We start from the raw sequence: 21,791 nt of genomic DNA, 5'->3' as shown, positions 1-21,791 counted from the left end.
GCGGTATGGGTTGATGCTATCGAGGCGTGAACGATCATGCCCGGAGACCTGTCGCCATGCAAAAGCTCACCATTCGCCGCCCCGATGACTGGCATCTGCATCTCAGGGACGGCGCCATGCTGGAAGGCGTGATCGGCGATACGTCAAGGCATTTTGCCCGCGCCATCATCATGCCGAACCTTGTGCCGCCGGTCGTGACCACGGCGGATGCAAAAGCCTATCGCGAACGCATCATGAAGGCCCTGCCGAACGGCGATCGTTTCGAGCCGCTGATGACGCTTTACCTCACCGAGCATACCGATCCCGATGATGTCGAGGAGGGCAGGAACAGCGGCCTCGTCACCGCCGTCAAGCTCTATCCGGCAGGCGCGACGACGAATTCCCACGGCGGCGTGCGTGACATGAACAAGGCAATGCCTGTCCTGGAGCGCATGGCAAAGATCGGCCTGCCGCTCTGTGTCCACGGCGAGGTGACGGCCGCGGAAGTCGACATCTTCGACCGCGAGGCCGTCTTCATCGAAACGGTGCTCGACCCCCTGCGCCGTCGATTGCCTGAACTCAAGGTGACCATGGAGCACGTGACGACATCGGACGGCGTCGATTATATCAAGTCGGCCAAGGAAAACCTCGCCGGCTCGATCACCACGCATCATCTCATCATCAACCGCAACGCCATCCTCGTCGGCGGCATTCGCCCGCACTATTATTGCCTTCCGGTCGCCAAGCGCGAGAGCCATCGCCTGGCGCTGCGGGCGGCCGCGACAAGCGGCGACACCAGGTTCTTCCTCGGCACCGATTCCGCCCCGCATGTCGACCCGCTCAAGGAATGCGGCTGTGGCTGCGCGGGCATCTATACCTCGATCAATACCATGAGCTGCCTCGCCCATGTCTTCGAGCAGGAGGGCGCACTGGACAAGCTGGAAGCCTTCACATCGCTGAACGGCCCTGCCTGGTACGGCCTCGCACCGAATGACGAAACCATCACCCTTATCCGTCACATCGAGTCCGTGTCGTTTCCCGACAAGATCGAGACCGGCGCAGGACCTGTGACAGTTTTCGATCCAATGTTTCCCCTGCATTGGCATGTGGAAAGAACCCACGCTCTTTAAACCTTTGCCGCTTGCTGCTATGCCGCAGGCATATCGACGCGCTGTAGGAGAGACGCATGATCCAGACGACATTTCCCGACCGCGCCGTGATGGCGGAACTGGTGGCGAAGATGCTCTGGGAGATCAAGGCGGTCCATTTCAACGCCGAAAAGCCCTATAAGTTTGCCTCGGGAATGGCGAGCCCGGTCTATATCGATTGCCGCAAGCTGCTGTCCTATCCGCGCATCCGCTCGACAGTGATGGATTTCGCCGCAAGCGTTCTGATGCGCGATGCCGGCTTCGAACAGTTCGATTGCATCGCCGGCGGCGAGACGGCCGGTATTCCTTTCGCCGCACTCCTCGCCGATCGCCTCGGTCTGCCGATGATCTACGTCCGCAAGCAGCCCAAGGGCCACGGTCGCAACGCCCAGATCGAAGGTCACATGCCGGAGGGCGGCCGCGTACTCGTTATCGAGGACCTGACGACGGCCGGCGGTAGCATGTTCACCTTCATCGACGCAGTCCGGGCAGCCGGCGGTGTCGTCGACCATGGTATCGCGTTGTTCTACTACGGCATCTTCGCCGAGGCCGAGGAGCGCTTCGCCGCCGGCAAAGTGAAGTTGCACCACATCGCCACCTGGCGGGACGTGCTGGCCGTTGCCAAGGCGCAGCAGCTGTTCGACGAAAAGACGCTGTCGGAGGTCGAGGATTTCCTCAATGCTCCGCTTGCCTGGTCCGGGCGAAACGGCGGTGTGACCGAGCTTTTGAAGAAGTGATACTGTGCCTTTTTCGCGAATGCATTTAGTCGATTTTACAATCTGGAAAAGAGACGCGTTCTCTGGGAGGCCTGAATGATACTGTGTTGTGGCGAAGCTCTAATCGACATGCTGCCGCGGGATACGACGCAGGGCGAAAAGGGATTTGCGCCCTATGCGGGCGGTGCGATCTTCAATACCGCCATCGCGCTCGGCAGGCTCGGCGTGCCCACAGCCTTCTTTACCGGCCTCGCCGACGACATGATGGGCGATATCCTGCGCGAGACGCTGTTGACCAGCAAGGTCGATTACAGCCCCTGCGCCATCGTTGCGCGGCCAAGCACGATTGCCTTCGTCAAGCTGGTCAACGGCCAGGCGACCTACGCGTTCTACGACGAGGGCACGGCCGGCCGCATGATCACGACAGCCGATCTGCCCGACCTCGACGATGCGTGCGAGGCGCTTCACTTCGGCGCCATCAGCCTTATTCCCAGCCCCTGCGGCGAGACCTACGAAGCCCTGCTCGAACGCGAGTGCGCCAAGCGCGTCATCTCGCTCGACCCCAATATTCGCCCCGGCTTCATCAAGGACAAGCCGTCCCACATGGCGCGCATCAAGCGCATGGCTGCCAAATCGGACATATTGAAATTCTCCGACGAAGACCTCGAATGGTTCGGCATGAAGGGCGATCACGATGCGCTTGCTGCCCATTGGCTCGACGAAGGCGCCAAGCTCGTCGTCATTACGAGGGGCGCCGACGGTGCTACCGGCTACACCCGCTCGCTCAAGGTCTCCGTACCAAGCCAGCGTGTCACCGTCGTCGACACCGTCGGCGCCGGCGACACATTCGATGCCGGCATCCTGGCCTCGTTGAAGCTGGGCAACCTCCTGACCAAGGCGCAAGTCGCCTCGCTCGGCGAAGACGCGCTCCGCGACGCCCTGAGCCTCGGCGCCAAAGCCGCCGCCGTCACCGTCTCCCGCGCCGGCGCGAACCCGCCCTGGGCGCGTGAGATCGGACTGTGATAGCCTTTCGCTGATGGGCAATTGAGCCCGAGCCCTGCCGCCCCCCTCTGTCAGCTTCGCTGACATCTCCCCCACAGGTGGGGAGATTGGGAGGATGCCGCGGCGACATCGTCAATTAACTTGATTTGAATTTATAGCGACTTAGGCAGGCAAGCTGCCACGCATTGATCTCCCCACCTGTGGGGGAGATGTCGGCCCGGCCGACAGAGGGGGGCGGCCGGACTCGAATCATCCTGCCCGTCCTAGGGCGTCATTACTTCGCGCGCTGAGCCAAGGCCGCTACCAGCCCGATCGTCGAGGAATCGTGGCCCTCGGCGCTTTCCTTGCCTTCGATGACGGGCAGCAGGCCGGTCGCCAGTTCCTTGCCGAGCTCGACGCCCCACTGATCGAACGAGTTGATGCGGAAGAGCACGCCTTCGACGAAGACGCGGTGCTCGTAGAGCGCGATCAACCGGCCAAGTGCGAAGGGTGTCAGCTTGTCGTAGACAAAGGTGATCGACGGGCGATTGCCGGTGAAGACGCGGTGCGGCGCGATGAAATCCGCCTTCTTGTCGTCCATGCCCTTTGAGGTCAGCTGTCCTTTTGCTTCCTCGAAGGTTCGGCCCTTCATCAGCGCTTCCGATTGTGCCAGGACATTGGCCATCAGCAGCTGGTGCTGGTGGCGCAGGTCCGGCTCGAAGCCATTGGCGGCGATCATGAACTCCGCGGGGATGACGCTCGTTCCCTGGTGGATGAGCTGGTAGAACGCGTGCTGGCCGTTGGTGCCGGGCTCGCCCCAGACGACAGGGCCGGAATTGCCGACGACAGGCGTTCCGTCGATGGTGACACCCTTGCCGTTCGATTCCATGTCGAGCTGCTGCAGATAGGCCGGGAAACGCGAGAGGCGCTGGTCGTAGGGCAGGATCGCGCGGGTGGCATAGCCGAGAACGTTGCGATCATAGAAGCCGATCAGGCCGAGCAGCATCGGCAGGTTTTCCTTGATCGGCGCCTTGCGGAAGTGGTTGTCCATCGAATGTGCGCCATCGAGGAACTTGCCGAAATTCTCAGGGCCAACCGCGATCATCAGCGGCAGGCCGATCGCCGACCAGATCGAGTAGCGGCCGCCGACCCAATCCCAGAAGCCGAAGATGCGGTCGCTTTCGATACCGAAGGCAGCGACCTTGTCGAGCGCGGTGGAAACAGCCGCGAAGTGATGCTTGACCGCGGTCTCGCCGAGCGCCTTGGCGATGAAGGCGCGAGCCGTCTGCGCATTGGTCATCGTCTCGACCGTGGTGAACGTCTTCGAGGCGATGATGAAAAGAGTTGTCTCGGGCGACACCAGCTTCAGGATGTCGGAGATATGCGCGCTGTCGATATTGGAGACGAAGTGCGAGCGGGGACCGTCGTGGAAGGGCGCCAGCGCCAGTGTCGCCATCACGGGGCCGAGGTCCGAACCGCCGATGCCGATGTTGATGACGTCGGTGATCGCCTTCCCCGTGGCACCCTTCAGCGTGCCGGAGCGGATGCCGTCGGCGAATTTGCCCATGGCAGCGAGAACGCCGTTGACCTCGGGCATGACGTCCTTGCCGTCGACCAGAACAGGCGTATTGGAGCGGTTGCGCAATGCCGTATGCAGGACCGCGCGGTTCTCGGTGAAATTGATCGGAACGCCTGCGAACATTTCATCGCGCTTCTTCTCGACGCCGCCCTCTGTGGCGAGCTTGACGAGCAGAGCCATGACCTCCTCGTTCACTGCCGTCTTGGAATAATCCATCAGCAGGTCGTCGAGCGACGCGGTGTAACGGGAGAAGCGGCTCTTGTCGGCGGCAAATGCCGCGCGGATATCGGTGGCCTTGGTGGCCGCCGCAGTGCTCTTCAATTGTTCGACGATCGCTTGCATGGGAAACTCCCTGGGGTTCGCACCGCATGGTCCCGAAACTTTGGGTCAGGTCCCGGAGAAAGACCATGCGCGAGTTAAATTCTCCATGGTGCCCGCTCCCCGAGGGGTTGACGAGACGCTCTGGAGGGTCGCGGAAACTATTCGCTTTGCTGGTCGTAAATCAAGTTCACGCGGGGGTAAAATGTAAAAAAGCAGGCCGCTGGCAAGGGCTGCCATTCAATAATTCGGAACGTCGCTGAAATCAGCTGCGCAGCTCCTTTCGCAGGATCTTGCCGACGTTGGATTTCGGCAGTTCGCTGCGGAATTCGATGAATCGCGGGCGTTTATAGTTGGTGAGGTTGGCGACGCAGTGCGCTTTCACGTCCGCCTCGGTCAGCGCCTGGTCCTTGCGAACGATGAAGAGCTTCACGGCTTCGCCCGAGTGCTCGTCCGGAACGCCGATCGCGGCGGCTTCGAGGATGCCGGGATGCATCGCCGCCACTTCCTCGATCTCGTTCGGATAGACGTTGAAGCCGGAGACGAGGATCATGTCCTTCTTGCGGTCGACGATCTTGGTGTAGCCGCGCGCGTCCATGTAGCCCATGTCGCCGGAGCGGAAAAACCCGTCCGCGGTCATCACCCTTGCCGTCTCGGCTGGTTGTTGCCAATAGCCCGCCATGACCTGCGGCCCGCGAATGCAGATCTCGCCGACCTCGCCGAGCGGCAGCGATTTGCCGTCTTCGTCGCGGATGTCGAACTCGGTCGAGGACAACGGAAGACCTATCGTGCCGGAAAACTCGGCGCTGTCGAAACGATTGGCGCTAGCAACGGGCGATGTCTCCGAAAGGCCATACCCTTCCGTAATCCACGCGCCGGTCATCTTCTGCCAGCGCTCGGCCACCGGTCGCTGCACCGCCATACCGCCGGCAAGAGTGCTCACATGCGACATATCGAGCTTGGCAAATTCGGGATTGTTCATGAGTGCATTGAAAAGCGTATTCAGCCCGGGAAAAATGTCAAAGCGATATTTGCCGAGCTCCTTGATGAAAGCCGGAATATCGCGCGGATTGGCGATCAGCACGTTATGGGCGCCGAGCGACATGCCCATCAGCGAATTCACCGTCAGCGCGAAGATATGATAGAGCGGCAGGGCGCAGACGAAGGTCAGCACCTCGGGACGCTTCTTGTTTATGTAGGCGGAGGCCAGCCAATAGGACAGCTGCAGCTGGTTGGAGAGCAGGTTGGCATGCGTCAGGATCGCGCCCTTGGCCGTCCCGGTCGTCCCGCCGGTATATTGCAGGAAGGCTATGTCGCTGGCGACCAGACTGACGGGCTTGAAGGGCAGGCGCGCACCTTCGGCGATTACCCTTGAAAAGGTCTTGTGACCCGGGATCGACCAGGCCGGCACCAGCTTCTTCACCCGGCGAATAACCAGATTGACGATGTGCCCCTTGGGCCCGAGCATGTCGCCGAGCGTTGCGACGACGACGTGGCGGACTTCCGTGTGCGCCAGCACCTGCTCGACGGTGTGGGCAAAATTTTCGAGAACGAAAATCGCCTTTGCTCCGGAATCGCGCAGCTGATGTTCAAGCTCGCGCGGCGTGTAGAGCGGATTGACGTTGACGACCGTCAGGCCGGCGCGAAGGATGCCACAGGCCGCGATCGGGTTGACCAGCACGTTCGGCATCATCAGCGCGACGCGGTCACCCTTGGCAAGCCCCAGGCTCTGCAGCCAGGCAGCTACCTTTCGCGTTTCGACCTCCATCTGCCGATAGGTGATGGAGCGCCCCATGCAGGTAAAAGCCAGCCGATCGGCATAGCGGGCGCAGCATTCCTCGAAGAGTTCGGGAAGCGAAGCATGCTTGAGCGGTGGCAGCTCGGCCGGAACGTTGTCGGGATAGGAGGCGAGCCAGATTCTGTCACCCGCCTGTCCCCCGGAATGGACCGAAACTGTGTTCATGCGATCGCCCTCCTTGCTGGAAAGCCTCCCCGCTTTCCGTGCTTCGGATAGCTTATGCCTTTGGCCAAATGGTTCAAGCAGCAATAGGATTACAATAGCATTGACGTAAACGTCAGGATCGCCGGCGGAAGCCGGGAAGCCGAAAAATTCGGAACCTTCCCGCCCAGTTCACGTTCTCCAACTGTGGATATACGACGAGAAAATAAAAGGAGATCCATCATGCTGAACCAGACTTCTGACACTAGCGGCCGCGACCCGCACGTCACCGACACGCCGACGCTGATCGCCAGTGACCGTGTCGAGGGGACGAAGGTTTATGGCGCCGATGGCAAGCATATCGGTCATATCGAGCGCATCATTCTGGAAAAGCGCGGAGGCCGTGTTGCATATGCGGTGTTGAGCTTCGGCGGATTTCTGGGCATCGGGCAGGATCACTATCCGCTCCCGTGGGAAAAGCTGCATTACGACGAACAGCTTGACGGCTATCGCGTCGACCTGACGAAGGCGCAAATCGAAGGCGCGCCGCGCTTCGCCGACGAAAACGACAGCTGGTACCAGGATAATGGCCGCAAGGTTTACGACTACTACGGCATACCGCCGTATTGGATGTAAACACTGAAATTGTAATAAAAATTGGCCTCGTTCACGCTGTGAGCGGGTCCTTTTCCTTAGCTATACCGCTATTGGAAGCGGCCGTGACGCTGCAGCACTTCGATTTTGTAGCCATCCGGATCGGTTACGAAGAAGAACAGCGCAAATAGCCTCCCATCACGGTTCAGCTCGATGAGATCGCCGGGCTTGAGGCCGAGTTTCGTCAGGCGCTCATGTTCTTCCCGAACCTCATTGACCGACACCGCCAGGTGCCCATAGGCATTTCCGAGCGGATAGGGTTCGATGCGGCCCTGGTTGATAGTGAGTTCCAGTTCGAAACTGCTGTCACGATTGCTGAGATAGACAAGGGTAAACGTCTCGAAGGCAATTCGGTCGGCGACCGTCAAGCCAAATGCTTTGCCGTAGAATTCGACCGAGCGCGCTTCGTCGAGCACGCGGATCATCGAATGGATCATCTTCGCCAAGGGCAGCCTCCCGTTGCCAGCTCCGAATCCGCATCCTAATGCATGTCATCGAATAATGCGTAGCAGTTTCGATTAACGCCGCATGAAAACAAGGGTTTGGCTTCGCTATTCGGAAGCGCGTACGCCGATTCGCCTGTTGATCACGCCTTCGATCTGCCCCATGGCGTCATAGATAAGCACCGCCATCAGGCCGACGATCAGGCCGCCCTGGAGGATGAAGGCTGTGTTGTCGGAGATCAGGCCGGCGATGATCACCTCCCCGAGCCCCTTTGCCGCCACCGTCGAGCCGATTGTCGCCGTGCCGATATTGATGACGGTAGCGACCTTCAGGCCTTCTAAGATAAGCGGCATGGCGAGCGGCAGTTCGATGGAAAACAGCCGTTGGCGCGGGCTCATTCCCATCCCGTCGGCAGCATCGATGATCGAAGCGGGCACTTGCTGCAGCCCCGAAACGGTGTTCTCGAAAATCGGCAGCAATCCATAGAGAAACAGCGCGATCAAAGTTGGCGCCATGCCGAACCCGGTAGCCGGAACAGCGAGTGCCAGCACGGCGACCGGTGGAAACGTCTGCCCGGCATTGGCGATCGCGCGTGTCAGCGGCAGGAAATCGGCGCCGCTCTTGCGGGTGACGAAGATGCCCCCGAGCACGGCCAGCACGGCGCTGCCGATGATCGACGCCGCCACGAGTTCGAGGTGATATGCAGCAAGCCATGCAAGGCTGTTCTGGGTGTAGATCGGCGGGGCATTGAAGTTCGTCAGCGGCGCGAGCAGCGGCGTCAGCCACTCTGTCCTGAAAAGCAGCACCAGCAATAGCGCCAACGCCGCGACGCGAAAGGTGTTGGCAAGCATCAGCCTCATGATCTCTTGCCTAGCTGCAGCAGCCGCTCCATCGAGATCGAGCCGACAGGCGCCTTGGCCGTGTTCTCGACCGCGACCTCGTCGACCCCCTGCCAGATCATTTCGGCAAGCGCGTCCCGCAGGTTCAGCGTCTCCGACAGGCCGTAGGTCAGCCCGGGCTTGATCGGCTGCATGCTCTCCTTCAGCGGCAGCAGCGACATCAGCTTCAGCGCTCGGTCGGAGGTTCCTGTCAGCTGCTGCACGAACGGATCGGCCGGTTCGGTCAGGATTTTCTCGGGCGTCGAACATTGCAGCAGCTTGCCCTCGCTCATGACCGCGATGAGGTCGCCGAGATGGAAGGCCTCGTCCATGTCGTGGGTGACAAGGATAATCGTCGTGCCGAACTGCCTTTGGATCGCCAGCAGATCGTCCTGCGCCTTGCCGCGGATGACGGGATCGAGTGCACCGAAAGGTTCGTCCATCAGCAGCACCTCGGGTTCCGCGGCAAGTGCCCGCGCGACGCCGACGCGCTGCTGCTGGCCGCCGGAAAGCTGATGTGGATACTTGTCGGCAAAGGTCGCGGCATCGAGACGAAAGAGAGCGAGCAGTTCCTCGACGCGGCGGTCCATGCGCGCCTTGTCCCACCCGAGCAGCTGCGGCACGGTCGCGATGTTTTGCGCGACCGTCCGGTGCGGAAATAGCCCATGTCCCTGGATCGCATAGCCGATGCTGCGGCGGAGCTCGGTTGCCGGAACGTCCATAACGTCCTTGCCATCGACCGAAATATGCCCGCTGGTGATCGGCACCAGCCGGTTGATCATCCGCATCAGCGTCGATTTCCCGGAACCCGACGTGCCGACGATCACAGTGATACTTCCGCGCCGAACGGACATCGTCACGTCGTCGACTACGGTCGCAGCGCCGTAGCGCTTGGTCACGTTCCTCAGTTCGATCATGTTTTCAGTCGCAGGCGTGGTGGTCATGGGCGTTGCCCCCGGATGGTGTCGATGACCGCATCGAGGATGACGGCCGATGAGAAGGCGAGGAAAACGGTCGGCACTGCGCCGAGCAGTACGAGGTCCATTGCCGTCTGGCCAAGTCCCTGGAAGATGAAGAGGCCAAAACCGCCGCCGCCGATGAGGGCGGCCACCGTGACGAGGCCGATCGCCTGCACCAGCACGATGCGGATACCGGTCAGGATCACCGGGAAGGCGAGGGGCAGGTCGATGCGGGTGAGCACCTGCCGCCGTGTCAGCCCCATTCCCGACGCTGCGTCGCGCACCGAGGGGTCGACGCCTTCGAGCCCGACGACCGTATTTGCGACGATCGGCAGCAGCGAATAGAGCACGAGGGCGATCAACGCGGGCGCGGCACCGATGCCGCGGATGCCAAGCTCGGCAGCCCCTGGCACATGCGTCGAGATATAGCCGAGCGGCAGCATCAGCAGGCCGAACAGCGCAAGGCTCGGAATGGTCTGTACCAGGCTCAAAAGCTGCAGCACGACGGCGCGCAGTTTCGGCACCCAGAAGCAGAAGATGCCGAGCGGCAAGGCGAGCACGATCGCGATCGCCACCGACCCGAATGCCAGGAACAGATGCCCGAGCGCCTCGCCCCAGAACTGGTCGGCGCGGATGGCGAATTCCTTCATGATCGACAGGCTGTCGAGGAGGCCCGAGAACAGGAATATCCCGAGCAGGGCCGAGTAGACAACGAGCGATGCCACCCGCATCCATGGGGTAAGCTGGATCTTGACCAGCGCGTCGGAGATCACCAGGCCGACAACGGCAAGAATGGCCCAGAAGGCGCCTCCGGGCGTAATGCGCGCCGAAGCGCTGCCGACAGGCGTGGCCGCCGTCGATACCAGGCCGATCGCGAGGAAGAGCACACCTATCGTAAGGGTCGCAATGCCAAGGCGGGGAAACGGGTTCCGCACGAAGACTGCCGCAAGACCGGTCGCGAGCAGCAGCATGAGGAGCGCGATGGCGACAGGCTGGGCGAGCAGTTGGGTCAGCAGCAATGGCTTGCCGGAAGCGATGCGATTGGCCTTGACGATAATGAACGGCATCGACGCCGTCGCCGCGGCACCTGCGGCCACGAGGACCAATCCGAGGCGGTCCATTTTAGGGACCGCTTGCGCTTCTTCCATCAGTCAGGCTCCATCGGTCGGAAAATCCGCGGCCCCGATCTTGTCGATGCGGGGCCGCGAGACGTTTGATCAGCTTCAGACTACTTCAGGAAGCCCTTTTCCTTCAGGTAGGATTCGGCAACCGTCTTCGCCGGCTCGCCATCCACCTGGATGCGACCGTTAAGCTTGCGCAGCTCGTCGGCAGTGAGACCCTTGAAGATCGGGGCGAGCACTTCCTCGATCTTCGGATTGGCTTTCAGAACAGCTTCGCGAATGATCGGGGTCGGCGCGTAGACCGGCTGCACGCTCTTGTCGTCTTCGAGCACCGTCAGCTCGGCGGCTTCGATCGCCCCGTCGGTGCCGTAGACCATGGCGGTGTTGACGCCGTTGGTCTGGTCTGCCGCCGCCTTGATGGTCGCTGCCGTGTCACCGCCCGAAAGGACGATCGTTTGGTCCGGCTTGATCTTGAAGTTATAGGTCGTCTGGAAGGCCGGGAGCGCCGCTGCCGAGTTTACGAACTCCGAGGAGGCCGCAAGTTCGACCTTGCCGCCGCCGGAGACCCATTTGCCGAAGTCGGACATGGTCTTCAGCTTGTTCGGACCGGCAACATCGTTGCGCACGGCAATCGCCCAGGTGTTGTTGGCGGGCGACGGCGTCAGCCAGACGATCTTGTTGGCATCGTAGTCGAGCTTCTTTGCGAGCTCGTAGCCGGCGTCATTCTTCTTCCACGCGGCATCGTCGGCCTTGTTGAAAAAGAAACCGGCATTGCCGGTATATTCGGCATAGATGTCGATTTCGCCTGATGTGATCGCCTTGCGCAGGACCGGCGTGGTGCCGAGTGCGATGCGATCCTGCGCCTTGATGCCGTTGGCATTGAGCGACAGGAGGATGATGTTGCCCAGCAGCGTGCCTTCAGTGTCGATCTTCGAGGACACGACGACGTCGGCGGCGCTGGCGCCGCTGGCAACGAAGGCCGCCAGCGAGGCGGCGATTGCGAGTTTCTTCAACATGGTGTTTCCCTTTACCCCGTTTGAACCGATGTCTCTTGCGTCCGCCCGAGCCAAGGCCGGTCCCCGGACGCATAGTCTTTCTGCCGCGAGCCCTTCGGGCCGCCTGCCTGCGTCGAAGAAGTAGCGTTCATCGCGGAAAAATCGATGTACGCCGACCCGTCAATTGCAGTCGCGGCGCGATTATGGCGAGCGTTGCCGCTATATGCGCGAAATTGCATTTCAATTTTATAGGGTTAGCGCGTTTGTTTTTGTTCCCACAGCTCTTTCGGCGCTGTTCCAATCCTCCTGTCACCTCTGGCGGGCAAATGAACGGGGATCGGTGAAGCACTGGGAGAAACGATAAACATAGCATGACATGTTTGGGATATCTTTTTTAGCGAACACACCATATGTTCGCGCATCAAGATCCGGCTGTTGGACCAGCAAGAGACAGAAGGAAAAGACGTGCATCTCGGAGCACTGTATATCGCCGACACGGTCTTCTCTCTCGGCTCGGTCCGCGAAACTGGCCGCCAGTTTTCTCTCTCGGCATCGACTGTATCCGGCATGCTGCGGCGGCTGGAAACCGAACTGGCGATGAAGCTCGTCGAACGCACGTCGGGCGAGCTTGCGACCCTGTTGGCCAGTTCCAAAGTGCAAAAAGGGCTGCAGCCCATCCTGTCGGGATTGCGTGAGCTTTCCGCTCTGGCGGCCGATCCGCCCTCGGGCGAGACCTATCCTCACTGGGCCTCCCGTTTCCCGCTGAAGATCGCCACGATCGAGCGCTTTCTAGAAGTCGCGGATCAGGGCAGCATCAACCGCGCCGCCCGAAGGCTCAAGCTCGGCCAGCCGCAACTCTCGTTGCAGATCGCCAATTTCGAAGCCCTGCTCGGCTGCCGTCTGTTCGAGCGCCAGGCGCAGGGTTCAGTTCTCACGGAGACGGGCAGGCAGGCCTACACCATTCTGTCATCGATCAGCCACGCCTGGAGCGAAATGAAATCCTCGGCCGACGAACGCTTTCAGCGCGTCGCCCGCGCTGTCCGCATCGGCTCGATCATCCCGACCGGCTCTGAAAGCTGGGTTGCTCGCTGCCTCGGCATGCTCGTCTCGCGCTGGAACGCCAGTGGCAACAGGAACACGATCTCGCTGGTGTCGATGACCGCCGACGATCTGCGCGAGGCGTTGAAATCCGGCCGCATAGACGTCGCCATCCTCGATTCCGTCTTCGGGCTCGCCGCTTTCGAACATATGGAACTTCTGGCCACCGAAATGGTGGCGATCGCGCCACCCGAAAGCGTTGAGGCGACCGTCTCCGAACTGGTCGAGAACCACCCACTGTGCCTTGCCAGTTCCCGCACCGGCATCGGGCACGCGGCAATGGCCTATGCCGATGGCGGTGGTGAACGCCAGCGGGATCGCAGCCGAGATATCACAGCCGCTGACAGCCTTCCCGTCATCGTCGACCTCGTTGCCACCCATGGCTATGTCTCGTTTCTGGGACGGGTGAGCGCCGAACCGATCGGCCACAAGGTCCGCATCGTCGCTCTGGATCAAGCGATACCGCTATCCTATCACCTCGCGCATAACGGCCGAAAAGCCTCGCTCGACGCCTGCCGGTTGATCAGGGCGGCAGTGGCTGAGATCGTTGACGACAGATAGAGCGGCGCAGGGCGGCGGCGCGCTGGTTTGACGCAACGAAATAGCCGCTCGGGCGTTATAGGATTTCAGGAATTCAGTGCTATCAGATACCGTTGTAAAACCGGAAGGTCGCGACATTGCAGCAATTTCCAGACATCGACCCGGATATGGACGACGATGACGCTCACGGGACCGGTGGAGGCACGATGACGCTGCAGTCCGTCGTGAAATCGGCACTGAAGTCGGCCTACGATATCAATGCCTCTGAAATAACCGTCTCGACCATGGGCTCCTACGTCATCCTCGAAGGCCGCGTCCGCTACCGCGGCGACATCGACCGCGCAGTCGAAATATCAGAGGAAATCGCCGGGGATGGCAGGGTGAGATGCCGGTTGGTTTGTCGGTGATGTCGTGTGGATAGCGGGTGGGATTAGCGCGACCCACTCTTTGAAGCCGCGCGAAGTGGGACGCTGAATACTGCAAAGGAATAGGGATCCTGAGAAATTAACCCGCCACATCTTCATAGGCTTTTAGAAAAACATCATTCGCATTTCTTACAATGTTTTTGAGAAGGCCGGTCAAATGGATAGCAATCGATGAATTTTTTGACTACACAAAAGACACTCCACACTTTTTGAGAGGCGCAGTGCGCGGTTTTTTCGCTCTTCCGATCTTTATCGCGTCAATGACGTTATCAGTGCTTCCGGCATGGCCAGGCGACGATCGGTCAACAGGCGACCCGAACATCGGCTTGGAAGACAAGTCTTGCTATGATCTGAACCGAGCTTACGAACGACTGAATAATTCGGGGCGTATGACTTCGAATATCTATGAACTATACCCCAACGGGAACACGAGATTGTTTCTCCAGGCGCGCGTTATCGATCGTGGTTTCTTCGAAAAGATCGAAGAAAGCCCTTGGAACGGTTATCCGAGACTGCCGATACACACGACGATCGATGCTCTCACAGGTCTTCCGGTTCTTACATCTTGCCAATACCAAGGCGTCGAAACCGTCCTTGGAGAACCGGCACTCCGTTACGCAGCCGGCTGGCGGCGAAGTGGTTGGGAAGCTTCCCTTGACGCATGGGTTTCGAGTGCTTCTGGGAGAATTGTTAAGACCGTTAGCCATTACCGACAAGGCATGGCGGAGTTCTCGTTCCCTGTTGCGCTTCAAACAATGGACTACGAGCGCAGCCACGCAATAGAGCCGCAAAACCTCGGGCAATGATTGTGGCAGCCGCTTCGCAAGCGGTATCGCAGTATCCGACATGATGCGCACTAGGCGAGTTTTTTCAAACGGCCGGGTTTCCAGACCAAGGTCTCGCCCGGCCCGTGAACGGCTGCGAATAGCAGGCCGGCCAGAAACGTGAAGTGATCGACGAAAAAACCGAACTCGGCCTGGTTAGAGGACCAGCGCCCTGGGCCGTGGAATGAGAAAGCGAGAAATATCACGTAGATCCCAGCAAGCAGTGCAGCCTGCGAAAACATAAAACCGCTTAGGAACGCCAATGCGAGCGCAAGCTCAAGGAAGGCCGCGATCCAGGCGAGGAAAAACGGGAGGGGAAAGCCAGCCGCCGCAATGAAATCGGCAGTCCCTCGCATGTCAAAGAATTTGAAGCTGGTCGCCATGACAAAGAGAGCGCCGAAAATCAGCCGACCCATTAGAATCGCAATTGTTTTGCCCATGTACTTCACTCCCATTCGGCCATGTTATCTCCTGGCGCATCGATCCAAGGACGGACGACAGAAGCAGATTCCGACATCTCCCAAAAGAAATTTCAGGTACCAAAACGCGAAGGCGTGCTCACCTACAAAGGTTTCAATGAAATTTAATTCGCTGAGGTACCGGCGATAGAGTTGGACAACAAGGGGTTGAAAATCGCGTGGAGCGCTTAACGCGCCGTAAAGTCTAGCTTTTCTGAAAATATTTGGTGCCGCTTGCAGGACTCGAACCTGCGACCCCATCATTACGAATGATGTGCTCTACCACCTGAGCTAAAGCGGCATCTCGCGGCCATCATTGAAGGCCGGGCGATTTGCATGGCGCTGATACAGTCTATGCGCCGAGATTTCAAGCGCTCTGTTTGTCGATCGTCAAAAAAGCGCTGCCGTCTTTCGTCCTAGACCGCCAGCCGGGCTCGTACCTCCTGATATTCCCGCTCCAGCCTATCGACCAGCGCGGCAACGGGTTCGATGGCTTTTACCGCGCCGATCCCCTGGCCGGAGCCCCAGATGTCCTTCCAGGCTTTCGAGCCGGTCGTCGCCTGCTCGAAATCCATCTTCGAGGGATCGGCCTCCGGCAATTTGTCCGGGTCGAGACCGGCGGCAAGGATCGAGGGTTTCAGATAGTTGCCGTGGACGCCGGTGAAATAGTTGGAATAGACGATGTCGCCGGCGCTGCCTTCGATGATCGCCTGCTTGTAGGCGTCTGCAGCGCGCGCCTCCGCGGTCGCGATGAAGGGCGAGCCGATATAGGCCATGTCGGCGCCCATGGCCTGCGCGGCGAGGATCGCGCCGCCCGTGGCGATCGCCCCTGCCAAAAGCAGCGGCCCGTCGAACCATTCGCGGATTTCCTGGACGAGGGCAAAGGGCGACAGCGTGCCCGCATGTCCGCCGGCGCCGGCCGCAACCGCGATCAGCCCGTCGGCGCCCTTGCGGATCGCCGAATTGGCATGGCGATTGTTGATGACGTCGTGCAGCACGATGCCGCCATACGAGTGGATCGCCGCATTGACCTCCGGCACAGCCCCGAGCGAGGAGATCACGATCGGCACCTTGTATTTGACGCAAAGCGCCAGGTCGTGCTCCAGCCGCTTGTTGGATGCGTGGACGATCTGGTTGACCGCAAAAGGCGCCGCCGGTCGTTCCGGATTAGCGGCGTCATGGGCGCCAAGCTCCTCGGTGATCATCGCCAGCCACTCGTCAAGCTGGCTCTCGGGGCGGGCGTTGAGTGCGGGAAAAGCGCCGACGACGCCTGTCTTGCATTGCGCGAGCGTGAGGGCCGGATGCGAGATGATGAACAGCGGCGAGGCTACGACAGGCAGCCTGAGATTGTTCGTCAGGATGGAAGGAAGAGCCATGTACAGCATCCACAGTTGACGTTTACGAAAACGTCAAGTTGATAGCAGAGACCTGCGCTTCGGAAAAGCTGTCAATCACGTCCCGTAACGCAGCCGGACGAATGCCTTCGATCGCTCGCAAACCTTCGGCATCTCCCATCTTATGCCGTGTTTGGCATTTATCCCCGCTCGAATGGCAGCGGTCACATGGCGACACTTGCACATTACCGGGCGGGGCGTTACCGAACTTGGTTAGCCATGGGTAAAGATTTCGGCAGTGCTGCTTGCATAATTCTGAAAATCGGGTTCGATTTAGGAATGAAATTATGCAACATTTCAAAGTGATAGAGCGGCCTTGGCGCATCCTTGTAGATGTGCGGCGCTCTACTTAGTGTGAAGGACCGGACGTGAGCGGATTAGAAACGGCCATCAGAAATGCCTTGGAGCGATCCGAGCGTGCCAATCCGGAAGTCCGGGCCCGAATCTACCAGTCCGCCCGCCAGGCGCTCGAAACCGGGCTCCGTAAGCAGGACGTCACCGACATCGAGACCGTTACGTCGCAGCGCCAGCGCCTGGAAGTGACCATCCGCGCGATCGAGGGCGAAGAGCGGGCTCGGGTTCATGCCGCCGTCGTTCCGCCGGAGACGGTGCAGCGCGCGCCCCAGCCCGTGCAGCAGCAACCCGCAGCCGTCCAGCCTCCCCAGCCGGCAAGGCAGTCTCCACGGCAGGAGCCGACCATGGACATCGGCGGCGAAGCGCGCGGCCCGATGCCGGTGCCGGTGCCGGATCCTGTTCCCCGTGGTGATCTCGGCGATGTTCACGCCAGGCCGGATGATCATCTTGCCGGCGACACCCTTCAACCCGAGCTCGCTGCCGTCCCGACGACTGCGCGCACGATGAATTTCAAGCCGGAGCGCGCTGCCGTGCGCCGCAAGCCGCGGAAGATATTCTCCCGGCTGCTCGTCCTCTGCATCATCGTCGCCTTCGTCGGCACGGGCGTCTGGTGGGTCAAGTCTTCAGGCCTGCTGCTCTCGGTAGCGCAGCGCGACACCAGCGTTCGCAATCCGCCGGCCCATGTCGACGCCGAGGACTACAGCGGCAGCGACGACGAACCCACCGGCAACAACACCGGTCTGCTGACGATCGATCCGCAGGATAGTTTCTCGGCCGAGTGGGTCCAGATATTGGCTCCCGGCGACGCATCCAAGATCGCGACTGGAGCGCAGGCGAAGGCGGAGGGTGTCTCGGAGAATGAAGGCCCGGCCGTGCGTGTCACCTCGCAATCGAGCGGCACGGATGGCAACGCTGCCGTCGCGGTTCCGGCAGACGTCCTGGCGAAAGCGGCGGGCAAGGCATTGACCGTGGCGCTGACATTGCAATCCACCTCGGATACGCCGACGCAAATAACGGTCGAATGCGATTTCAAGGCGGTCGGCGGTTGCGGCCGTCACCGATTCGACGTCACACGACAGAAAGCGGACGCACTCTTCCAGATCCATCTCGACAAATCGCAGGCGAGTGCCGGACACTTCGTCATCAACAGCAATGTCGACGGCAAGGCCAAGGGCGTGAATATCTATGCGATCCGCGTTCTGCCGGAGCAATGAGCGAACGCGGCCTGGAAGCGGACGCCTATCGCCTGGCGGCCTGACGCCGGCGCCACTCGTCGACCGCGTCCCCCATATTCTGGCCGACTGCCGTCTTGAGCCACGCCATGAAAGAGCGGTCGAACTTGAAATCGTCACCGCACTCCGCCTTGAAAAAGCGCCGGACGTTCTGAGTGTTCCGGTAGGATTTCGTCAGGGGCGTAGCGCGGGTGATCTCATCACTATGCCAGTCGAACGCCATAGTCCTTGCCCTCCGCCCAAGCACCCTAGCCGGCGCTGTCTCTTGTAACGGCGAATACTATTTCAGGAAGTTCGGTCCCCAGCCGATGATCTTGTCGTCCAGATCGCCGATCGCCTTCTTGTCCTTGCCGGTATAGTCGAGCGTCTTCAACATGTGGCGGATGAGATTGAGACGCGCGCGTCGCTTGTCATTGCCCTTGATCACTGTCCAGGGCGCATGCTCGGTGTGGGTCTCTTCCAGCATCCGGTCGCGCTTCTCGCTGTAGTCCTTCCATTTGCCGAGTGCGGCGATATCCATGGAAGACAGCTTCCATACCGCCCGCGGATCGTGGCGGCGGTCGTGGAAGCGCTTGAGCTGCATCTCGCGGCCGATATCGAGATAGAACTTGAAGAAGGAGATGTGTTCGTGCTCGATCACCCGCTCGATTTGCGGCGCCTGCTTCAGGAAGTGCTCGTATTGCTCTGACGTACAGAAGCCCATGACCGGCTCGACGCCCGCGCGGTTGTACCAGGAGCGGTCGAACAGGACGAATTCGCCGGCCGTCGGAAACTGGGCGACATAGCGCTGGAAGTACCATTGCCCGGCCTCCCGGTCGGTGGGCTTGGTCAGTGCCACGACCCGCGTCAGGCGGGGGTTCATATGCGACGAGGTTGCTGCAATCGCGCCGCCCTTGCCGGCCGCGTCTCGCCCTTCAAAGAGAGCCATGACGCGCTTGCCGGTCGCCTGCAGCCAGAACTGCACCTTGATCAGTTCGATCTGCAGGAATTCCAGCTCCTCCAGATAGTCGTCTTCCTTCAGTTTCTTCTTGTAGGGGTAGTTGCCGGAAGACAAGGCCTCCTCTTCGACCCAAGCCGGCAGAACAGGATCGTCGACATCGAAGATGCGGTGCTTGCCATGGATTTCCAGCTCCACTGCACGGCTTTCCACATCCTCGCTCATGTCTTTTCCTTCACATTTGGCCCATAACCCGCAGCGTGAGTGGCAATCGGGCCCGGCGCCGGCAAAAAAATCTGCTGCGCAAGGGTGATCATATTAATGTTGTGATTTCAAGCCCGTTGCCGGTGACCTCACGTTGCGGGTGGCTCGGTCGATCCCTCTTTGCCAGCCCTGTGGATAGAGCTGAAAACTTCTGTCATGAAATAAGGTTATCACGCAGAATCTTATGTTCGCGGATGAAACGCAAAGCGGTGAGGCGTAATTGGAAGACGACCTGTCATTCCCCAGGAGATTCACAAGGCGGCTGCAGCACGAAAGCGCCATCTTGGCTCTCGCAACGCTGATTGCCGTCCTCGCCTTGGTTGAAGGGACCGGCAAGGGCGTCGTAGCGGCCATATGGCTGGTCGTCGTCCTGGTCGCGATGCTGCGCTCACCGATGGTGGTGGAAGCCGAGGCACCGCCCCATGCGGAGCCGGTGCCTGTTGATAGCGAAGGCCTGTTGCTGCCGCTTGCAGCCGGTCTTGCGGCGCTCGATGTGCCGGTGCTGGTCATCGGCAGTGATGCCTCTCTGGTGCTTCAGAACCCGGCGGCGGAAAAGGCGCTCGGCGCTTTTCCGCTTGGCGCGCACATCTCCGCCAAGCTGCGCTCTCCGGGCATCCTCGACATGGTGCGCGAAACCATCGCCACCAAGACGCCAAACCAGATCGAGCATTCGGAACGTCTGCCGTCCGAGCGCGTCTATATCGTCCGCATCGCCCCGGTCGAGTTGCCAAAGCCGACGTCGGAAACGCAGACCTTCTTCATGCTTTCCTTCAGGGACATATCGGAACTGCGCCTGATCGACCGGATGCGCTCCGATTTTGTCGCCAATGCCAGCCATGAGCTGCGCACCCCGCTTGCCTCGTTGCGAGGCTTTATCGAAACCATCCAGGGTCCGGCGCGCAACGACCCCAAGGCACAGGCACGCTTCCTCGGCATCATGTTCGACCAGACGACACGGATGAGCCGTCTCGTCGACGATCTCCTGTCCTTGTCCCGGCTTGAGCTGAAGTCGCATATCGCGCCCGACCAGAAAGTCGATCTCGTGCCGCTGCTCGGCCACGTCCGCGACAGCCTGCTGCCGCTTGCCGGCGATCTGGACGTTTCCATCAACCTGCATCTGCCCGCAGGCAAGATCGAGGTCCTCGGCGACCGCGACGAGCTCGTCCAGGTTTTCGAGAACCTTATCGAGAACGCCTGCAAATACGGGCAGGAGGGCAAGGTCGTCGAGGTCACGTTGCGCAACGACCCCGGACAAACCGTCGAGGTAACCGTTTCCGACAAGGGCCCGGGCATCCCGGCCGAGCATGTTCCGCGCCTGACCGAGCGCTTCTATCGGGTGAGCGTCGAAGACAGCCGTTCGAAAAAAGGCACGGGGCTGGGGCTGGCCATAGTCAAGCACATCCTCACGCGCCATCGGGCGAGATTGATCGTCAAATCCGAGGTGGGCCGGGGGACGGACTTCACAGTTCGCTTCTGACGGTGTTTTGGCGCACAAAATTATCTATTATTTTCATATGGTTGAACTGTCATAATTGTTTCACTCGCCTGACATAAAAGGACGGTGCTTGGACCGCTAAGAGAGGGCGCTGAAGAAGGCGACGCTCGCCGCTTGCCACGACCCCGCATAATGCCCGCGACGGGAGATTTTCATGAATGCCTTGACGCTGTCCACACCATCGCTCGCCTCCGCTGGCGCTGGGTGCTTCGGCAGGCAAGCAGACAAAATATTCACCAGACACGACGTTCCGCTCACGCAGGATTAGATCATGGGCCGCTTCGGCTGATAGTCTTTGCGGGCATGACGTCTCCGTTCCAACTGAGGACAGAAACATGGCTTCGACACATATCTTCACCGCCTTCGACGATGACCTGAAGTTCCTGACGCGCCGTATCGCCGAAATGGGCGGGCTGGCCGAGCAGATGGTCAGCGAGTCCGTCCGCGCCCTGGTCAATGGCGACGTCGGCCTTGCTCAGAAGGTCATCTCGGATGACACCATCCTCGACCTCGCCGAGCGCGAAGTCGGCGACAAGGCGATCGTGACGATCGCCCGCCGCCAGCCGATGGCTGCCGACCTTCGCGAAATCATGGGCTCGATCCGCATCGCCTCCGATCTGGAGCGCGTCGGCGATCTCGGCAAGAACACCGCAAAACGCGTCATCGCCGTTCAGGGCACCGGCGTCCCCCGCCGCCTCGGCCGCGGCATCGAGCATCTCTCCGAACTGGCGCTCGTGCAGCTCAAGGAAGTGCTTGACGTCTACACCACGCGCTCGGCCGACCGCGCCGTGGCCATCCGTGAACGCGACGAGGAAATCGACGCGATGTACACCTCGCTCTTCCGCGAGATGCTGACCTACATGATGGAAGATCCGCGCAACATCACCACCTGCACGCATCTCCTTTTCTGCGCAAAGAACATCGAGCGCATCGGCGACCACGCCACCAACATCGCCGAGACGATCTACTACATGGCGACCGGTGCCCAGCCGGAAGGCGAACGCCCGAAAGACGATACCGCCAACACCGTTGGCGCGGTCACGGAATAGGGCTTGCGCC

21 protein-coding genes and 1 tRNA gene are annotated in these 21,791 nt (G+C 60.4%); 10 read left to right on the top strand and 12 right to left on the bottom strand.

The features are described from left to right. The first annotated feature begins 56 nt into the window (after window positions 1–56). From pyrC to CPY51_RS18595, 3 genes are all read left to right on the top strand, one after another. The gene (pyrC, locus tag CPY51_RS18605) at window positions 57–1,109 is read left to right on the top strand and encodes a dihydroorotase (RefSeq protein ID WP_111161717.1); all 1,053 of its coding nucleotides are present in this window, start codon (window positions 57–59) and stop codon (window positions 1,107–1,109) included. A gap of 56 nt (window positions 1,110–1,165) precedes the next feature. Further along, window positions 1,166–1,864 (top strand): orotate phosphoribosyltransferase, encoded by a 699-nt coding sequence (locus CPY51_RS18600; RefSeq protein ID WP_111161716.1) that lies wholly within the window; start codon window positions 1,166–1,168, stop codon window positions 1,862–1,864. A gap of 75 nt (window positions 1,865–1,939) precedes the next feature. After that, window positions 1,940–2,866, top strand: coding sequence for a carbohydrate kinase family protein (locus CPY51_RS18595; RefSeq protein WP_111161715.1), 927 nt, complete (start codon window positions 1,940–1,942; stop codon window positions 2,864–2,866). A 253-nt stretch (window positions 2,867–3,119) separates the two neighbouring features. Here the strand turns inward: CPY51_RS18595 and pgi are convergent, their stop codons facing one another. After that, the gene (gene pgi, locus CPY51_RS18590) at window positions 3,120–4,745 is read right to left on the bottom strand and encodes a glucose-6-phosphate isomerase (RefSeq protein WP_111161714.1); all 1,626 of its coding nucleotides are present in this window, start codon (window positions 4,743–4,745) and stop codon (window positions 3,120–3,122) included. Between the two features lie 241 nt (window positions 4,746–4,986). Next, window positions 4,987–6,684: a long-chain-fatty-acid--CoA ligase gene (locus CPY51_RS18585; RefSeq protein ID WP_111161713.1), complete on the bottom strand. Its 1,698-nt coding sequence runs from the start codon at window positions 6,682–6,684 to the stop codon at window positions 4,987–4,989. 219 nt (window positions 6,685–6,903) lie between these two features. Here CPY51_RS18585 and CPY51_RS18580 point away from each other — a divergent pair, with 219 nt between their 5' ends. Then, complete coding sequence (locus CPY51_RS18580; protein WP_111161712.1) at window positions 6,904–7,296, top strand: PRC-barrel domain-containing protein; 393 nt, start codon at window positions 6,904–6,906, stop codon at window positions 7,294–7,296. Window positions 7,297–7,364: 68 nt separating this feature from the next. Here CPY51_RS18580 and CPY51_RS18575 read toward each other — a convergent pair whose 3' ends face one another. The 5 genes from CPY51_RS18575 to osmF all read right to left on the bottom strand — a co-directional run bounded on the left by CPY51_RS18575 (window position 7,365) and on the right by osmF (window position 11,732). Further along, on the bottom strand, window positions 7,365–7,760 hold the full coding sequence (locus tag CPY51_RS18575; protein WP_111161711.1) for a VOC family protein: 396 nt from the start codon (window positions 7,758–7,760) through the stop codon (window positions 7,365–7,367). Between the two features lie 105 nt (window positions 7,761–7,865). Beyond that, complete coding sequence (locus tag CPY51_RS18570) at window positions 7,866–8,618, bottom strand: ABC transporter permease (protein ID WP_111161710.1); 753 nt, start codon at window positions 8,616–8,618, stop codon at window positions 7,866–7,868. Then, on the bottom strand, window positions 8,615–9,580 hold the full coding sequence (locus CPY51_RS18565; RefSeq protein WP_111161709.1) for an ABC transporter ATP-binding protein: 966 nt from the start codon (window positions 9,578–9,580) through the stop codon (window positions 8,615–8,617). Before CPY51_RS18565 ends, CPY51_RS18570 begins: the two co-directional genes overlap by 4 nt. Continuing rightward, a complete protein-coding gene (locus CPY51_RS18560) occupies window positions 9,577–10,743 on the bottom strand; it encodes an ABC transporter permease (protein WP_111161708.1) in 1,167 nt (388 codons plus the stop codon). Before CPY51_RS18560 ends, CPY51_RS18565 begins: the two co-directional genes overlap by 4 nt. An 80-nt stretch (window positions 10,744–10,823) precedes the next feature. Further along, on the bottom strand, window positions 10,824–11,732 hold the full coding sequence (gene osmF, locus CPY51_RS18555; protein WP_111161707.1) for a glycine betaine ABC transporter substrate-binding protein OsmF: 909 nt from the start codon (window positions 11,730–11,732) through the stop codon (window positions 10,824–10,826). A gap of 444 nt (window positions 11,733–12,176) precedes the next feature. Between osmF and CPY51_RS18545 the strand changes: the two genes are divergently transcribed. The 3 genes from CPY51_RS18545 (at window position 12,177) to CPY51_RS18535 (ending at window position 14,580) form a co-directional block, all read left to right on the top strand. Further along, the gene (locus tag CPY51_RS18545; protein ID WP_111161705.1) at window positions 12,177–13,370 is read left to right on the top strand and encodes a LysR family transcriptional regulator; all 1,194 of its coding nucleotides are present in this window, start codon (window positions 12,177–12,179) and stop codon (window positions 13,368–13,370) included. 116 nt (window positions 13,371–13,486) lie between these two features. Beyond that, entirely contained in the window at window positions 13,487–13,756 is a 270-nt protein-coding gene (locus CPY51_RS18540; protein ID WP_244598717.1) for a BON domain-containing protein, read from the top strand. A 152-nt stretch (window positions 13,757–13,908) separates the two neighbouring features. Next, window positions 13,909–14,580 (top strand): hypothetical protein, encoded by a 672-nt coding sequence (locus CPY51_RS18535; protein ID WP_111161704.1) that lies wholly within the window; start codon window positions 13,909–13,911, stop codon window positions 14,578–14,580. 50 nt (window positions 14,581–14,630) lie between these two features. Here the strand turns inward: CPY51_RS18535 and CPY51_RS18530 are convergent, their stop codons facing one another. The 3 genes from CPY51_RS18530 to CPY51_RS18520 all read right to left on the bottom strand — a co-directional run bounded on the left by CPY51_RS18530 (window position 14,631) and on the right by CPY51_RS18520 (window position 16,432). Then, window positions 14,631–15,038, bottom strand: coding sequence for a DoxX family protein (locus CPY51_RS18530; RefSeq protein ID WP_111161937.1), 408 nt, complete (start codon window positions 15,036–15,038; stop codon window positions 14,631–14,633). Between the two features lie 243 nt (window positions 15,039–15,281). Continuing rightward, window positions 15,282–15,357, bottom strand: a tRNA-Thr gene (locus tag CPY51_RS18525). Between the two features lie 115 nt (window positions 15,358–15,472). Further along, entirely contained in the window at window positions 15,473–16,432 is a 960-nt protein-coding gene (locus CPY51_RS18520) for an NAD(P)H-dependent flavin oxidoreductase (RefSeq protein WP_111161703.1), read from the bottom strand. Between the two features lie 386 nt (window positions 16,433–16,818). Between CPY51_RS18520 and CPY51_RS18515 the strand changes: the two genes are divergently transcribed. After that, complete coding sequence (locus CPY51_RS18515) at window positions 16,819–18,018, top strand: hypothetical protein (protein WP_111161702.1); 1,200 nt, start codon at window positions 16,819–16,821, stop codon at window positions 18,016–18,018. A 25-nt stretch (window positions 18,019–18,043) separates the two neighbouring features. Here the strand turns inward: CPY51_RS18515 and CPY51_RS18510 are convergent, their stop codons facing one another. Next, the gene (locus tag CPY51_RS18510) at window positions 18,044–18,259 is read right to left on the bottom strand and encodes a DUF6434 domain-containing protein (protein ID WP_111161701.1); all 216 of its coding nucleotides are present in this window, start codon (window positions 18,257–18,259) and stop codon (window positions 18,044–18,046) included. A gap of 57 nt (window positions 18,260–18,316) precedes the next feature. Beyond that, window positions 18,317–19,198 (bottom strand): polyphosphate kinase 2, encoded by an 882-nt coding sequence (gene ppk2 / locus CPY51_RS18505; RefSeq protein ID WP_111161700.1) that lies wholly within the window; start codon window positions 19,196–19,198, stop codon window positions 18,317–18,319. A 259-nt stretch (window positions 19,199–19,457) separates the two neighbouring features. Here ppk2 and phoR point away from each other — a divergent pair, with 259 nt between their 5' ends. Then, the gene (gene phoR / locus CPY51_RS18500) at window positions 19,458–20,714 is read left to right on the top strand and encodes a phosphate regulon sensor histidine kinase PhoR (protein WP_111161699.1); all 1,257 of its coding nucleotides are present in this window, start codon (window positions 19,458–19,460) and stop codon (window positions 20,712–20,714) included. 353 nt (window positions 20,715–21,067) lie between these two features. After that, on the top strand, window positions 21,068–21,781 hold the full coding sequence (gene phoU, locus CPY51_RS18495) for a phosphate signaling complex protein PhoU (RefSeq protein ID WP_111161698.1): 714 nt from the start codon (window positions 21,068–21,070) through the stop codon (window positions 21,779–21,781). The last annotated feature ends 10 nt before the right edge of the window (window positions 21,782–21,791 follow it).

This window comes from Arminella tubonensis, assembly GCF_003240585.1.
Lineage (GTDB): Bacteria > Pseudomonadota > Alphaproteobacteria > Rhizobiales > Rhizobiaceae > Rhizobium > Rhizobium tubonense.
This window is presented reverse-complemented; position numbering and strand designations above follow the sequence as displayed.